Raw genomic sequence first — 16,125 nt, forward strand, 5'->3', positions numbered from 1 at the left:
CTAAAATGAGCTTCAAAGCATTTCGAGGACAACCATTTACTCATAGCCACGAAAATCATGCATTTAATACGCTGTACGACATGTTAAGTAGCGAATGGGAGCACCGCGACGAAGAGCTTTTCTTATTTGGTAATTTCTTTGTTGCAGGTAAAGAGTTTGATGCACTCATTATAAAAAATAATGCAATCATCGTTATCGACTTTAAAAACTTTGGTGGAGCAGTCACCTTTTCCGAGAACGGGCCATGGTATTGCGACAATATAGTTGTTAAAGGTGGTAATAGCAGAAACCCTTTTATACAAATAAGAAACAACAAGTTTGCTTTGTTAGATTACATTAAAGGTGGTCACTTTGACTTCCCATCAAAGCCAAACCTTGGGCACATAGCGGGATTGGTATTATTTCAAGGAGACATAACGTTCGATGATAGCCAGATCCCACAACAGATAAAAAGTTGGTTTCATGTATGCGACTCAAACAAGGCGATAAGAACTATTGATGGTATTGCGAGTGCAGGTATCAATTTATCGGCGCGAGAAATTGAATTATTTGCTGAAAAAATCAATGCTCCAGAATATTTCCCAGATGGACAACCTATCGTAAAAGAGATGCAGCAAAACAGTGGATCTCCGAGTGCATCCTTTATTCCAGCAGGATCGCAAAAGAATGCCCTGCTTCGAGTTGATGATTGGATTGAATCTGAATCATGTGCTTTTGTTTTAAAGGGAATGTCCAGTACTGGTAAAAAAACCTTATTACGAGAAATTCTCCAACAATTTAGTACACTCAACAAAAGTACATTGCTTGTTGCACCTAACGCCAGATTAGCTGCAAGATACACATCTTTAGGACTGGGAGAATTTTGTTCAATCTATCAGACCCTCTACAGCACCAAAAGTGATGGCGTGGTTAAAAAGTCTAATGGCGTAGAACTGGCTAGACATCCAATAGTACTTACGAGCGAACAGATAAGAGACAAAATTGTTGTAATTGTCGAAGCCCATCTTATCAGCAATAGCTACTTTGATATGGAAAGTGCAGTGTTTGGTACTGGCCATATGGTCAATGACCTTCTATCCGTTATTGGTAGTGAACCATGCAAATTTTTTATTGTCGGCGACCCATACCAACTCTCCCGTGGCGATCTTGAGCAATGTTTATTGTCTGGTCAGGCATTCAGAGATAAAGAACTAGCTATCGACGAGATTGAGTTAGATCAACAAATAGAGTCTGAGCCAAAAGAATTGCATGAGTTTCAATTCGAGTTAGCACAGCAAATGCAGTTAAAGCAATTTACTAGTTTGCCAGAAGCAAATAATGATATTGTCTCGCAAATCGAGAATAGCCCTTCCATCGGTGTTGAGATTTCTTCTGGACCTCATTACGCGGTATATCTCACAGCACTCAATAGTGTCGCTCATAAGGTTAACTTAGCCGTTAAGAAAAAAGTATTGCGACAAAAAAATCCACTAGCGTTAAATGCTGGTGATTTGATTGATTTTCATACGAGTTCTCCCGTCCTCAATAATAAAAGCGCCTATGAAATAGAAACTAATAACGAGTGGATTCACTCTGGCCAAATAGCCACTGTCACTGACGTAGACGAGCACATAGATACATTTGAGCTTACTCTGAAGGGGCGTGATGTGCCAACTGTTGTAAGGATTGGCGCGTTGACTTGCAAGATCCCGACCTTAGGGGATGTGAGGATTGCTTACGTTGTTGACTATTTGCATGCGGAAAAACCTGAACTCACTCAAGACCAGCTGCTAGTGCTCAATATCATGGCGCGAGAAAATGCCACACAATCTTATGAAGGCGTAAAAAGTCAACTTGAAAAAATTACTGATAAACGGTCTGTTCAGTATAAATCCGAAAAGAAGAGATACAATGAGCTAATTCAAAATCATATCGCATGTAGTCCGCTCTTAAACGCGGCCAGAATAAGGTATGCATATGCGATGACAGTCCACCGGGCGCAAGGTAGACAATGGAGCAAAGTATTTCTAGATGCGAGCAGGGGACCGAGTGGTGAGGCAATCACCAATGACGGTTATTTTAGGTTCTTGTATACCGCCAGCATGAGTGCAGAGCATTCTGTAATGCTTTTGAGGTATCCAAAATTGACTCCCTTGTACAACACGCAGTTTATACCTAATAAAAACTGTGTGATCGGTCCTATTTCTTTATCTAAAGGATTTGCTTACCAGATGCCTGAGAAGCAGGTGTTAGAGTCATTTGAGTATCCTGTTGGCTTCAGCTCTGATATCAGTGAACTCAGGGCTATTTGTTTCAACGTCGTTAAACGACTCGAGCAGTCCGACTGGCGAATAAGTGAAATAAAGCATCACAGTTATCAGGAACTGTATACCTTTGAACACAGTGCAGGCGAAAAGCTTAAAGTTCGTTTTACATATGATAAAAACATTACTGTTAAGACCCTTGCATTCCCAGATACTGATATTGATAGTAAGTTGGTTGAAGAATTAAAGTCTCTACTGGAGGCTAAAATATCGCTACCTGACAAAAGACTTAATTGCGCCCTCCAAGCAATTGGCGCATTCGTAGAGCCAACGGCGTTCAACTTAGTTACTGCCCAAAGCCGTTCTGAATGGGAAATGTTAGTTGGATTAACTAATAGCGAAGATTCGGTTACATTAAAGGTTTATGTCGGCAAAGACGGTTTGATTTCCAAGATAATGCCGGAAAAAGCGAGTTCGGAAGCAGCAATACACTTTTTCAGGGAGAGATTAAATGAGCAGTGAAGTCTTTGCTCAAATCAGAGAGCTTAAACAAAAAGGTCAGTTCGTTGATGCATGGAACTGTGGCTTCAGTGTCTTTCAAAAGGAACCTGATAATACCTTTTTAAGAACTTCGTTATTTTGGGTCTGTTATGCAGGGATCAAGGCGGTTCAAGAGACAGTTTTAGCAAGACCGGGAAAAATCCCAAACGCTACAGAGCATGAAATTGTAAATTCGTGGATTAATTGTATTGCTGAGTTGAACCTGCCTGTACCCTGTGACGAACTTGATTTTAGATTTTTCAATCTATTTAAAGGGTGCGGCCAACACTATCTAGCCTACATACAAATGCTTACCTTTTACGGCTCTCGCTTGTATCGAAGTGATGACCTAAAGCCATTTAAAACAGATAAGGGGGAGTATCCCAGCCTCCTCGTTAGACTCGCACGCCAAACGAGTAAGGCATGGTTACAAAGTCACAAGCATTGGGAGTTAGATCTTTCTCGTATTCTAAGTTTGTTGAATTATGCGCTTGAAAATGCGCTCGACAAAAATAAGACTTGGCTACAATTCGATATCTCAAAGTGTTTGGTAAGTGCAGGAAAATACGATGAAGCTAGAGAAGCGGCAATTGTTGTACTTCGCAAAAAAATGTCTGAATCGTGGGCGTGGGGGGCGCTAGCTGACACTTATATCGAGAACGATGAGGATGCAGCAATCGCTTGTTACTCGAAAGGGATAATTGAGGCTCATGAACCGCCATTTTGCATCCCAATGTATTTTGGACTCGCCCAGATCTTTGCAAAGAAACAGAGCACTGAACAAGCATCTGCTGCGCTATGTAGACTGATTGAAATATACAATGCCAATGGTTGGAAGCTAAAACCTGAGCACGAAGAGTTAGTCCAACAGTCATGGTTTGATGCATCTGCTCCTGAGTCGGTAGATTTAGATGCTGTAATTAAGGAATACGCAGATCAAGCTTTAAAGTATGCTACGGAAAGTTTGAAGACGATTATAGGTATCGTCGATGCTCATCATAGGTCAGGCAAAGGTTTCAGTGTTTACGTCGACTTAGGAAAAAAATTCAGCGCTCGAAAAGGTGTATTTTTTGGAAAAGGCCTCCCAGAAATTGGCACATGGCTTGAATTAAAATTGGCTCAAGATGGCGAAGATGAAGATATCTTGGAAGCGCATAAAATTTCGCAGCAACAACACGAAAAAGTTTCTAACTTTGAAGGCGAATTAAGGCTAAATCCCAAAGGTTTTGGCTTTATCGATGATGTTTTTTGTCCCCCCTATCTTGTTAGTGGATTTGAAAATGGGGAATTGGTTAGCGCAATAAAAATCTTAGACTACGATCCTAAAAAAGATAAGCCCGGCTGGAGAGCAATAAAAATCCAAAAAAATAGCATCAACGCTTAGATTACTCCCATCAGTCGATTATTTGTACAACTGAGGAGTTTGTGACTGAAGTTTATGCAGGGGTGTAAAAAAGAGCGCTTTCACAATTATTTCGATGTGTTAGCGTGATTTAGAAGGCTTGAGGTGTACTAGTCCATTCTTTAATCTGACTGTCGCAAAGACTCATCCCTGCTCTATGGTGAACTGGTCATCCTTAAAAAAACCTTCAGCTATTTCACCATTGGCTCTAATACGTCTCAGTTTTCCGCTTGTCTGAGAAGGTTCATACAAATCATTCCCATTCCTTATACAGGGAGAATGTATTCTTAGTGAGAGAGAGGAGCGCTGATTAGCGGGTGACTCCCAAATCATACTCAACCTCAGGTTTAAAATAGCTCTAAAACATCAGAAAGCCAATTAAGTCATGTGCTGGTATCTTTAAGTTCAACATCTTTCGCAGCACGCAAGGCTCATGACAGCGAGGCTATCAAACCCATATTTACCAGATTGGAATGCATCTCAGATTCCGTTTTAGACTGGGAAAGGATGTAACGTAAATCGTCATGGTCGAGCTTATTCCATTTCGATAATGGGATAATGTCAGGCTTTTTGCCTTTCTCTTTAACTTTTATTGATTGTATATTCCGCGAGCTAGCTTCTACTTGCGCGATAAGTTTTCTTGCCAGTGTCATGTCATCAATGCCGGGAAATTCATCTTTCAATAGAGCGATTTCAGTGATGTGCTCCTTATAATCAAGTTTGAATACCTGAAGAAGCAGCTTAAGTTCGCTGTCTTCAGGCTCAGTACTATCTGAAACAGGTTCGTTATCGAGACGTTGTGGCATGCCACTCACTATTTTTTCAATATCCACTTTGGGCAAGGTCAAGTCAGAGTATTTCTCTATTTGGCTGATGTTACATGAACGGAGTGCTCCTAGCATGGGGTGAACACTCTTCATCTCTTCCGCATACACCGTATCAAAAAGAGGAATCGTTAATTCTTCTGCCTTGGATACAATGGCTCGTATTTGCGCAATCACAAATAGCTTAACGGTGATATCGATAATTCCCTGAGATAGCATAAATAAATGTTCGAGAACGTCCGCAGAAGGCTCCTGTGTGCGTTTCTTCACCCATTGGAAGCGCCATAAGCGCTTAACAAATCGATTCCAATGCTGAATGTCTTGTTGAGTTTTCGAGATACCCCACTCCAAACTGCCGAAACCTATTTCTCGCCTACCGCCGCGTAGGTCTTTCGAAATACCTTTTGCTTTTGGTGTACCAATCAAAAGAATCGGAATGCCAATGGTATTGGTAAGCTCGGTAAAAAAATTGAGTAACTCATCACGTTTAGCCTTGGTGTCTTGTAAGTGCTGAATTTCATCTATTACAAGCAATCCGAGCGAATGCTCGATAGCAATTTGGGTCATAGCCTGCAACATGGTTTTTTCACCAATACGAATTTGCTGACTGTAGCGTTGATGGTAGGTTGTTCCCAGAACTTCATCGATCGCATGAAAGAAATTGCTACATAGGTTGGCTAGGTCTCCATTAAACGGGCACTCAACAATTACGTAAGTAAGCTGCCTATGCATATTGTAATCAGGATGCTCAATCAGTTGAGGATAGGTAGATAGCACTTTTTTAACGGCGGTCGATTTGCCACTACCCGAACAGCCGATGAGGGTGGTACTTTGAACTGAGCGGTCGGTTGTCGGAAAAATCTCTATGCTCCCTTCCTTTCCCTGTGTTCTCAAATAGTTCTCTTGAATGAGCTGCTTGTCGAGATTTTTCGCGGGGTTTCTTTTGACGTATCCGCTACGGATCATTAGCGATAACTTTTTCTCTAAATTTAAATGGCTAGGCAGCGGATGAAAAAACTCTCCGTTTACTAGTCGAGCAATGGCGTGCAGTCTGAGCCGAGGGTGCAAATTAAGGTCATCTTCGCTGTGTGTTGGGCGCGACGCCAACGCTTTGGCTAAAGCGATATCATCGTGGCAAATTTGAGGTAAAGCCTCGATGAGTGGATTGCCTCGATATTCCGCTAACCCCGGATCGACATAGTTTGCTGTTACAGCTACATGATTAATTTTCAATCTTCGTCTCCGTAAATATCATCTGGAATATCGGGGTGTGAAAAGTCGTCAGTCTTTACAATTGGCGCTACATTGTCAGGTACTTGAGCATCAGCTTTTCGAGTTTCAGCACCAACCGAACGATTTTTCCGCTCTTCGGCGATAGCTTCTTTTTTGTTACCTTTTATTGCGCTTAACTTAGCGCGAGCTGACGTATTATCGGTAGATAAGCGCCCTTGTTTTTTGGCTGCTTCAATACGTTTTTCAATGGCCTGCTCTGCATCAAGTAATTTGTCCTTATTGGCTTTTACCTCAGCATCCCCAGACAACTTAATTTTTCGAATTGTTTGCTTAGCTTCGTAAAATGTCATGTTCTGAAAAGCGCGGCTGCGGTCGGTAAGATTGGCAACCCAGTACACCTGCTTTTGACCTTCTGGAAAAATGTATATGCTATTTGTTGTGCGAGGATCGTAGCCAATCTCTACTTTTTGAGGCCTTGTGCGGTGCTTATCTCTTAGGAACCAACCCAGTTTAAAGGCTTCAGGACAGCTATAGGTTAGGGATTGGAATTTTATCCCTTCGTTGGAAACAGTGGCCATTTCTCTCGGCAAAGTGTGAATCTTGAAGTCCTCAAGGCTGGCATTCTTTAATGCTCCTGAACGATTCTCTATTCCCCACTGCCATAGATTTTTCGGAGTACGAGGGAGGCTTTCAGGGATACCACTGTCAGCGTCGTATTTACTCATCACGTTTAGGTTGTGCTTGTAGATGAGTAAAACAAGAATTTCTTCCAATTGTCGAAGTGTTAATTGGGCATCAAGACGGTAGTCTTTTCCACCACGTTTTTTGACCGTTTCTGTGGTTACGGCTCCGGGTGTATACGGAATAAAGTCTGCTTGAATGGTTCTGAATCTTTGCTCAACGATGCCTTTTGCGTCTCCTCGTCGCGCTTTAGCATTCTCAATACGAACGTTATAAGTATTTACTAAAGATTCGGCCTGATGAGTGAGTAGCTCACCTTTGTCCGCTAAAATTGCAGTTGGTAATCCAATTGCAGGCCAATCTTCGAAATCAATCGAAATACCCAATCTACGACACACATCAACTTTATTTTCCAAGCAGTTAGCTATGCTCATCATAGCAAGCACATAGGAAGCTGGCTCAAACGTTAAGTAGTATCCTGTAACTAGCCGAGAAAATACGTCAATTACCAGCAAGAGGGTTGGTCGACCGATAATTTTTGTCGGGTCTATTTCGCTGACGAGATATAAATCAATAATAGTCGCATCGAATTCGTATCTATCTCCGGGACCAAGCACCTGAGCGGTGGCTGTGCTTGTTAATTGCCTAACGTCCTTCTCGTAAGTTATTTGCGAGCTTCTCGCTTTGGCGGTGTCAGCAGCTTTATATTCCATTGAGAACAGATGCTTAAGCTGCGTAATGGTTGGATAATCTCTGCTTGAAACATTGGGAAACTGTTGTCTAAATTTCAATTCTACTTTTTTAAGGATTTTGCTCCATGGCATTCGTGTTGAATTTAGATAATATGAATCGATTGCATTCCTAAAAATAACTTTTATTTCTTCGGTAATAGGAATACCCGTACCAACCGTAACCGTGCGTGTTCGTCCCACTTTTTTAGTGCTTATCTTCCGAGGCTTATTTGGTGCACCTTGTTTATTAAAGTCCGGCAACAACGCATTTTTGTTCTGGCCGCGTTGCAAGAACTTACGTAGCAAGGTGTAGAAGTGCTTTTTGGTATAAGTGATTTCGCTATTTTCGATTACTTCTCGATACAAATTAGGCCATGCATGCCGATATAGTCGCAAAGGGTGGTTGTTGACCTTTTGCATCACCTGCCATATTTCTTCTAGACGCTGCTGTTGAGAGTCAGACGGCTTCTGTGACGCAGCTTCACTAAAAGGGTCTTCGACGATTTCAGCTTTTTTAGTGGACAGGGCCTTCGCTATTTCGTGCTTTTCAAATGGCTCTGGGTCAGCGTATTTTTCGTGAATATCTATCCAAAAGCAATGCTCAGTACGTACGTCTAAAACGCGGAAATGCCGTCCAAGATGCTTGATAACAACGTTAACCAATAGCATACAAGCCACCAGTACTTACTTTTGGGGAAATGGAAATTAAATCTCCACAAACGAGATTTTGATATGGCAGGCTTATATCGAATATTAAAATTCGGCAGGCAAAAGCATTACGAACTAGCCTTAGCGACTCACCAGAGGGTTGACCGTGCCGCTTATCATAATCAGCACAAGCCTTGGCAAGCTTCAATTCTGGTCTTGTTGATATCTCGCACCAGATGTCCATTACTCCTGTCTCGAAGTCCTCTTCTAAGTGAAGGTCTTTGCCTCCCAATATCCAATCGACGTTGGCTTGATGAATACGCGGAATATCCAACTCTGTGATCAGCTGCCATTCGATTCCTTTTGCCATGCAGCATCGCCTTTCTATTTCAAGTTTGGCGACGGTTTCCCTATCCATTAGATCTTTAACATATTTGACTTGTATGGCGGTTCTTTTGTTGTCCAGAGGGTCCCAATTGAGTAGAAGATCTGTAGTAAAAACGTGGAATTTATTGCCTTTTTGGGGATGCTTTATGCCCGCCTTTTCAGCAACTTCAAGAGAAGTTTCAAGATCAAATGGGTACTGCTCACGAATGTCGCAGATGTTCTCATTCCAGTCGCAAAGCGAAAATGTGAGAAATTCAAGTTTAGAAAGTAGGTGAACAACCCTTCCTGAAGTGTGCGAGAGCGCTCGATAACTTGTACCGTCGCTGGATATTTCTTGGATTCGAATCCAAGGTTGATAGTCGAGGCCGCGACCAACTCCTCTGCCGCTGTCGAACCGCTTTTTTACCTCTGCTTTCGTTAGCCATCCCATTTTAGTCATAGTTTACGCTCATCACCTACATAGATAATGAGCATAAACCATTATTTTTTAAGAACCAAATTTAGAGCTAATTATTTAAACAGAACCAAATATATGGCTAATTATTCAGACTGAACCAAATATAATATACATTGAACCAAATATAATATGCTCTAACACTTGATGTCACTAATTTAACCACCGTTATTCCACCGTAACCGATTTAGCTAAATTACGCGGTTGATCCACGTCTGTTCCTTTAATCAAAGCTACATAATAAGAAAGTAGTTGCAAAGGGATCGTATAGATAATCGGTGCTATAGGCGCTTCACAGTGTGGGACGTTGATTACGCGCATTGTTTCGTCAGAAGCGAAATGCGCATCCTTATCAGCGAATACATACATGATTCCACCACGGGCGCGCACTTCTTCAACATTCGATTTAAGCTTCTCTAATAGTTCGTTATTTGGCGCAACCACGATTACAGGCATTTCTTCGTCAATTAATGCCAGCGGGCCGTGCTTCAATTCGCCTGAAGCATACGCCTCTGCGTGAATATACGAGATTTCTTTTAATTTAAGCGCACCTTCCATCGCGATGGGGTATTGGTCACCGCGACCTAAAAACAAACTATGATGCTTATCGGCAAATTCTTCGGCTAAATCTTCGATACCTTGGGTAATAGCCAGGGTTTCTTCAAGTTTAGAGGGTAAACTATGTAACGCTGAAATAATGTTTTCTTTGTTCTCTGGACTCAATCCATTGTGTTTACCCAATGCAATTGTGAGCATCAAGAAAGCCGTTAGCTGGGTAGTAAACGCTTTAGTTGAAGCTACCCCTATTTCGGCACCGGCCTTGGTCATAAAAGCTAAATCTGATTCACGCACCAAAGAAGAACCTGGTACGTTACAGATGGTCAAACTTGACATATACCCAAGCTCTTTCGCCAAGCGCAGTGCCGCTAGCGTGTCTGCGGTTTCTCCAGATTGAGAGATAGTCACTAACAGGCTGTTTTCATGCACAACGGATTTACGATAACGGAATTCGGACGCTATCTCGATACCGCACGATACGTTTGCATACTGTTCAAGCCAATAACGGGCTGTCATCCCAGCATGATAGCTGGTACCGCAAGCGATAATCTGGACGTGCTTAACTTTAGCAAAAATGTCTTCGGCATCAGCGCCAAAAATAGCATCGGCAATATCGTTCTCACCCAGACGATCTTTTAAAGCATTTCGGACAACGGTAGGCTGTTCGTGGATCTCTTTAAGCATATAATGACGATAACCCGCCTTATCACCAGCATCGTGCTCGATATTCGATTCAATCACTTCACGTTCGACAGGCTGACCCTCTTTGTCGAACACGTTTACTTCTCGACGGGTAATTTCTGCAACATCACCTTCTTCAAGGAAAATAAAGCGACGAGTCACTGGTAAAAGCGCCATTTGGTCAGAGGCGATGAAGTTTTCCCCTAACCCTAAACCGATGACGAGTGGACTACCCGAACGAGCCACAACGAGACGAGACGGATCTTTCTTATCGACAATGACAGTGCCGTATGCACCATGAAATTGCTTCACTGCATTTTGTACCGCTTTAAGTAATGATACGCCGGTGTTTAATTCTTCGTGAACTGTATGTGCTATCGTTTCGGTGTCGGTGTCACTGGTAAAGGAATACCCTTTTTCTTTTAACGAAGTGCGCAAATTCTGATAATTTTCGATGATACCGTTATGCACTACAGCCACACGGTCATTCGAAAAGTGAGGATGTGCATTTGCTTCGGTTACACCACCATGGGTAGCCCACCGAGTATGTGCAATACCCGTGCTTCCAAGCGCTTCATTTTGTGCGACCGCATCAGCAAGCTCCTGTACTTTGCCGGTGCGCCGGATACGATTTAATGAGCCATCGGCCTGTAATAGGGCGATACCCGCCGAATCATATCCTCTATATTCAAGGCGCTTTAAGCCTTCCAGTAAAATTTCTACTACGTTACGTTCGGCGACTGCGCCCACTATTCCGCACATATATGACTCCTAATTATTGGCGGCGGCGCAGATAACATCCACACCGTATGCTTCAATTTGTGTAATTGCTTCGTTATTTATTTCGCTGTCGGTCACCAATGTAGTTATTGAAGACCAGGGTAATTCTACATTCGGAATCTTGCGGGTCAGCTTTTCAGATTCGGCCATCACTACTACTTGAGATGACACCTCAGCCATAACACGACTTAATGACGTTAGCTCATTAAACGTGGTTGTACCCCTTTTGAGATCAAGTCCCGCGGCGCCTAAAAAGGCAATATCAAAATTATATGCTTGCAGCATGGATTCAGCCATTTGCCCTTGAAAGGAATGAGAAAGCGAATCCCACGTACCACCGGTCATTAATACCTGCGGTTCATTTTCCAGCTCTAAAAGCGTATGTGCCACATGCAGCGAATTGGTCATTACCACCAATCCCCGTTTACTGGCTAATAATGGCATTAGTGCAGCTGTAGTGCTTCCGCTGTCGATGATAATACGCTGATGGTCTTTAATCAGTTGAGCGGCGGCGATAGCTATATCGAATTTTCGTTTCGAAACTTCATTGTCACATACAGCTTCATTTTCTGCCGGTACACGCACCGCGCCGCCGAAACGACGTAACAACAATCCGTTACTTTCTAGTTCAGTCAGGTCTTTGCGGATGGTTACTTCTGAAGTTGAGAAGAGCTGCGCAAGCTCATCCACCGCTACGTCGCCGTTGACACGAAGGCGTTCTACTATTGCGCGACGGCGTTGTTGGGTATTCCGTTTAAGCATGACTTAAATATAAAGTTTCGATTTGAAAGATATCGTAAGCTTTAATTTTCGAATTGCAAGTAAAATTGCTCTTTTTTCGGGTATGTTTTTTTATTACTGCTTATAAATTGAGCGAAACATGACCGTGGTTAGCTTCCGCTGCCTCAGCTACAGATGCTAATATTTTTATCGTTGTAAGTATTTCGTCTGCACTAATTGGCGGTGGTTGGGAACCCAGAATAGATTGTGCCACTCGCGAATAGAATTGCACGTATTGTCCAGCTTCAATTGCCACAGCTTCGCATTTATCCAGCGTACATAGCTGTCCCTCATTTGCTCCCAAACCGAACCTCTGCTCTGAGGGGGACGTACCTCTTTTTAACTGTTCTTCCTGAGGATCCAACCCAAATTGTCGGTAACTCGCTTTCGTTCCTTGTAATTCGAAACGTAATGTTTCATTTGCTTGAAAAGGCGAACTTCCTACATGATAGTTTAGTCCCTCGTAGTGAAGAGTTAGCTCAAAATTGTCTACTGCTTTACTATTTTCACGCAATATTTGTAAATACCCACTTACACTAACTGGTTTGCCGAATAACGCGATGGCTTGATCGATAAGATGCGGCCCGAGATCCCAGAAAATACCGCTTCCTTTTTCAGTACTTTCTCGCCATCGATCTTTAGGTTGAGGCCGAAACCGATCAAAGCGCGAGGTGATACGCTTTATGTCACCTAGCTTTTTGTTTTCTATCAGCTTGCTAACGCTGAGAAAATCGCCGTCAAATCGGCGATTGTGAAACGCGCAGAGGGCCAATTTATTGTGTTCAGCTAACCCAAATAATTCACTTGCCTCTGAAACTGATAGCGTAAAGGGTTTTTCTACTAAAACATGACTTTTGGCCAACAATGCTTTTTTGGCTTGTGAGCTGTGTAATTGATTTGGCGTAGTCACAACTACCAAATTAAACGACTGACTAACCAAAGCTTCATCAAGCGATGCATAGACTCTACATTCAGGTAGCAGAGTATGAACTTTACCAGCGTCAGATGAAACTACGCCCGATATTTCAAATTCGTTTAAAGTTTGTAGAAAAGGAAGGTGAAAGGTAGTCGCAGCATAGCCGAAACCTACTAGTAAAGTTTCTATTACCATGCTGCGTTTTTCCTTTAGCTGGATTTTTTAGTGGGCCGTTTCCAACCCTCAATGTTGCGTTGCTTACCACGAGCGACGGCAAGCGAATCGCTACTGACTTCTGACGTAATAACAGAACCCGCGCCTACCGTGGCGCCATCGCCGATTTTCACCGGTGCAACCAACGAAGAATTAGAACCGATAAACGCATTTTCACCAATGATGGTTTTGGACTTGTTTACGCCATCATAATTGCAGGTGATTGTACCGGCCCCAATATTCGCTTTTGCTCCTACTTCTGCATCGCCGAGATAGGTTAAATGATTGACTTTTGCACCTTCTCCGAGAATGGACTTTTTCATTTCTACAAAGTTGCCCACCTTCGCGTTTGGCTTCATTACTGCTCCAGGACGAAGACGCGCAAACGGCCCTATCACACAGTTTTCACTTACCTTAGCCCCTTCAATAACTGAATGGGAGTCTACTACTACGTTGTCGCCTATTTCACAGTCAATCAGCACACAATTTGCGCCAATAGACGTGTTGTTACCAATTTTAACGGTACCTTGCATAACAACGTTAATGTCAATAAACACATCCTGCCCGGTAGTCACGTTGCCGCGCACATCGATTCGCGCAGGGTCAGCCAGGGTTGCCCCGTTAGTCATTAACGTCACGGCTTCTCTGTGCTGTAAAGCACGTTCAATGCCAGCAAGGTGAATACGATTGTTAACGCCTTCAACCTCTACTGCTGAATCAGGCTGAGCCGCTTTAATCACTTTGCCTTCTTTAGCGGCCATTTCGATTACATCAGTCAAATAGTATTCACCTTGCGCATTACTGTTCCCGAGCAACTTCAGCCAGCGCTTTAGGTCGGCCCCTCCCATGATCATCATACCGGTGTTAATTTCACGTATAAGACGCTGTGCTTCCGTGGCATCTTTATGTTCTACAATGGCACTAATCTGTTCACCATTGCGGACAATTCGGCCCATACCTGTTGGATCGTCTAATTCAACGGTTAACAGCGCCAGATCGCATTCAGCTTTCACCGCTACCAAACGTTCGAGTGTTTGTTGTTGAATCAAGGGGGCATCACCTACCAGAATCATGACATCTTCGTCGTCTTTTATATGGTCTGCGGCCTGTTGCACTGCGTGACCGGTTCCCAACTGCTCGGCTTGTAAACACCAATTCAAACGTTTACCTTCAATACTCGTTTTCAGTTGATCACCGCCGTGACCGTATACCAGATGCACATTGTGGGCTGCCATTGCTTCAACCGTATTGATAATGCGCTGAACCATGGGGATGCCACCCACTTTGTGTAAAACTTTGGGTAAAGATGACTTCATACGAGTCCCTTTACCTGCAGCCAAGATGACTACTGAAAACGCCATAATTTGTCCTGTGAATAATTTCTGATTGTGTAAATGCTTCTAGTTTAACGAAGGCAGCTGATTAAGTCAGCGATTGTATGGATTATTTGTGCATACCAAACCAAAAGATCATCACGCCAATCTGGAAGATTAAATTTTGAGCCGGTATACTAATGCAAAAGACTATAATAAAGTCTTAGTTGCTTTTAACGTTACCCAGGGAGCGAGCGTAGCTTGTGAAGGCCTTTAGGATGTTGCACAGAAGTTTTCTGTTGCTGTTTGCCGTTGTTATTATTTCCATTGTTACGCTAGTACATGTCAGTATTTCCAATATTGTTGCTGAACAAAGCCGTGCGCAACAACAATCTCTTTCTCCCGCTATTTCATTAATAGTTGAGCAACTTCTTAAACCTTTGCATGTATCCGAGGTGTTAGGTAAGTCTCAGGAAGTAGAACTACTGTTAAATGCTGAGGAAATCGATGAAGAAGCGGTGTTTAAGACACTTCAACGATTGCAAAATGAATTTGATTTATTCTTCTTCTTAGCGAGCGAAAAAGCGAGAATGCAATACGACGCAGATGGAAGTAAACGCTCACTTACAGAGGGCGACGTTAGTTGGTACTTTAAGTATAAAGATATGCCGGAAGATAAAGTCGCCGACATTGGAAAATGGGAAAATCCGCACTTTTTCATCGATATCAAAATTTTTAATGACTTTGGGGAATTCCTCGGTTTTTTTGGAATTGGCAAAAGCCTGCGTAGTTTTGTGGATATTTTTGATACCTACAAACAACAATTCGGCTATGATTTTTTATTTGTCGATAATAAAGGGGACATTATGTTGTCCTCGGATGCCGATTTAATGGCGGATAACTCAAATTTTACTAATTTATCTGAATTAGCCTGGTTTGCCAGTCTTCCCAAGGACGTGCAGCTACAACGTGATCTTAACAATAAATTGATCAGCATCGAGCACGAAGATTACCTGATAGCGGAAGTAAAACTAAATCAATTTAACTGGACAGTGTATCTACTGAGTCCATTGCAAAAGCGGCAATCTGAAATTTCACAGGGGTTTATCTTCAGTGTCGTGACGCTGCTAGTGGTAGTATTCTCATTGTTCATGATGGTTTACCACCTGATGTACTATTTTCGCCGCGATATCAATGCTGATTTGGTGATACGCCACAATTACAGCTTGCCCCCACGGGAGGAGATGGAATCGTACTATCAGAAATTACTCGAGCGAGATCAATCGCTCAGTATTATTCTTGTTGATGTAGATAATTTTCCGCAGCTAAGCGATACCTATGGGCGCAATGTAGCGGATGAAGTCTTAGACAAAGTATCCAGCTACCTGTCTAGCCAGCTAAAAGACAACGATGTGTTAGGGCGCTGGAGCAGTGAAGAATTTATTATTCTACGACCTCGTTTGGGCCCCCATGAAGCTTACGATTTTGCCAACCAGCTTCGCTATGGGATTGCTACGATGCCAGGGCCTGACAGCCAACCAAACTTAAGGATTACGGCTTCATTTGGTGTATCGTTCACAGCCACCCCGCGGCCAATGGGCGAAGTGACGATTAATGCAGAAGATGCGCTTTATCAAGCACGGCGAGATGGCTGCAATCTAGTGCGAATGCAGTTAATAGAATGAAGGAAAAGCGATACAAAAGCGTCAGCATCTATAAGCTAGTTATCTGGCGCTGACTC

Annotated in this window: 10 protein-coding genes; 3 read left to right on the forward strand and 7 right to left on the reverse strand. The window is 42.8% G+C overall.

Annotated features, from left to right (window positions below):
* Positions 1-5: 5 nt before the first annotated feature.
* Together OPS28_RS15585 and OPS28_RS15590 are read left to right on the forward strand one after the other, a co-directional pair.
* A complete protein-coding gene (locus OPS28_RS15585) occupies positions 6-2,765 on the forward strand; it encodes an NERD domain-containing protein/DEAD/DEAH box helicase (RefSeq protein ID WP_265610387.1) in 2,760 nt (919 codons plus the stop codon).
* Positions 2,755-4,167: a tetratricopeptide repeat protein gene (locus OPS28_RS15590; RefSeq protein WP_265610388.1), complete on the forward strand. Its 1,413-nt coding sequence runs from the start codon at positions 2,755-2,757 to the stop codon at positions 4,165-4,167. Before OPS28_RS15585 ends, OPS28_RS15590 begins: the two co-directional genes overlap by 11 nt.
* A gap of 449 nt (positions 4,168-4,616) precedes the next feature.
* Here the strand turns inward: OPS28_RS15590 and OPS28_RS15595 are convergent, their stop codons facing one another.
* The 7 genes from OPS28_RS15595 to glmU form a co-directional block, all read right to left on the reverse strand.
* Positions 4,617-6,242 carry an ATP-binding protein gene (locus tag OPS28_RS15595; RefSeq protein ID WP_265610389.1) on the reverse strand — a complete coding sequence of 542 codons (1,626 nt, stop codon included), beginning with the start codon at positions 6,240-6,242 and terminating at the stop codon, positions 4,617-4,619.
* Complete coding sequence (locus OPS28_RS15600; protein WP_265610390.1) at positions 6,239-8,323, reverse strand: Mu transposase C-terminal domain-containing protein; 2,085 nt, start codon at positions 8,321-8,323, stop codon at positions 6,239-6,241. The genes OPS28_RS15595 and OPS28_RS15600 overlap by 4 nt, the downstream gene beginning before the upstream one ends.
* On the reverse strand, positions 8,310-9,128 hold the full coding sequence (locus OPS28_RS15605; RefSeq protein ID WP_265610391.1) for a TnsA endonuclease N-terminal domain-containing protein: 819 nt from the start codon (positions 9,126-9,128) through the stop codon (positions 8,310-8,312). The genes OPS28_RS15600 and OPS28_RS15605 overlap by 14 nt, the downstream gene beginning before the upstream one ends.
* Positions 9,129-9,311: 183 nt before the next feature.
* Positions 9,312-11,144 (reverse strand): glutamine--fructose-6-phosphate transaminase (isomerizing), encoded by a 1,833-nt coding sequence (glmS, locus tag OPS28_RS15610; RefSeq protein ID WP_265610392.1) that lies wholly within the window; start codon positions 11,142-11,144, stop codon positions 9,312-9,314.
* Between the two features lie 9 nt (positions 11,145-11,153).
* Positions 11,154-11,924 carry a DeoR/GlpR family DNA-binding transcription regulator gene (locus OPS28_RS15615; protein WP_265610393.1) on the reverse strand — a complete coding sequence of 257 codons (771 nt, stop codon included), beginning with the start codon at positions 11,922-11,924 and terminating at the stop codon, positions 11,154-11,156.
* A gap of 100 nt (positions 11,925-12,024) precedes the next feature.
* Positions 12,025-13,053, reverse strand: coding sequence for a Gfo/Idh/MocA family oxidoreductase (locus OPS28_RS15620; RefSeq protein WP_265610394.1), 1,029 nt, complete (start codon positions 13,051-13,053; stop codon positions 12,025-12,027).
* A 14-nt stretch (positions 13,054-13,067) separates the two neighbouring features.
* Positions 13,068-14,432 (reverse strand): bifunctional UDP-N-acetylglucosamine diphosphorylase/glucosamine-1-phosphate N-acetyltransferase GlmU, encoded by a 1,365-nt coding sequence (gene glmU / locus OPS28_RS15625; RefSeq protein ID WP_265610395.1) that lies wholly within the window; start codon positions 14,430-14,432, stop codon positions 13,068-13,070.
* Positions 14,433-14,647: 215 nt separating this feature from the next.
* On the opposite strand from glmU, the gene OPS28_RS15630 reads away from it, so the two are divergent.
* On the forward strand, positions 14,648-16,069 hold the full coding sequence (locus OPS28_RS15630; protein WP_265610396.1) for a sensor domain-containing diguanylate cyclase: 1,422 nt from the start codon (positions 14,648-14,650) through the stop codon (positions 16,067-16,069).
* Positions 16,070-16,125: the final 56 nt, after the last annotated feature.

The sequence above is a fragment of the Alteromonas sp. ASW11-130 genome, from assembly GCF_026183735.1.
Taxonomy (GTDB): Bacteria; Pseudomonadota; Gammaproteobacteria; order Enterobacterales; family Alteromonadaceae; genus Alteromonas.

Excerpts from the sequence above, each read along its gene's own strand:
- OPS28_RS15585 (WP_265610387.1), top strand. The coding sequence starts at position 6 with ATGAGCTTCAAAGCATTTCGAGGACAACCATTTACTCATAGCCACGAA.
- OPS28_RS15590 (WP_265610388.1), top strand. The coding sequence starts at position 2,755 with ATGAGCAGTGAAGTCTTTGCTCAAATCAGAGAGCTTAAACAAAAAGGT.
- OPS28_RS15600 (WP_265610390.1), bottom strand. The coding sequence starts at position 8,323 with ATGCTATTGGTTAACGTTGTTATCAAGCATCTTGGACGGCATTTCCGC.
- OPS28_RS15605 (WP_265610391.1), bottom strand. The coding sequence starts at position 9,128 with ATGACTAAAATGGGATGGCTAACGAAAGCAGAGGTAAAAAAGCGGTTC.
- glmS (WP_265610392.1), bottom strand. The coding sequence starts at position 11,144 with ATGTGCGGAATAGTGGGCGCAGTCGCCGAACGTAACGTAGTAGAAATT.
- OPS28_RS15615 (WP_265610393.1), bottom strand. The coding sequence starts at position 11,924 with ATGCTTAAACGGAATACCCAACAACGCCGTCGCGCAATAGTAGAACGC.
- OPS28_RS15620 (WP_265610394.1), bottom strand. The coding sequence starts at position 13,053 with ATGGTAATAGAAACTTTACTAGTAGGTTTCGGCTATGCTGCGACTACC.
- glmU (WP_265610395.1), bottom strand. The coding sequence starts at position 14,432 with ATGGCGTTTTCAGTAGTCATCTTGGCTGCAGGTAAAGGGACTCGTATG.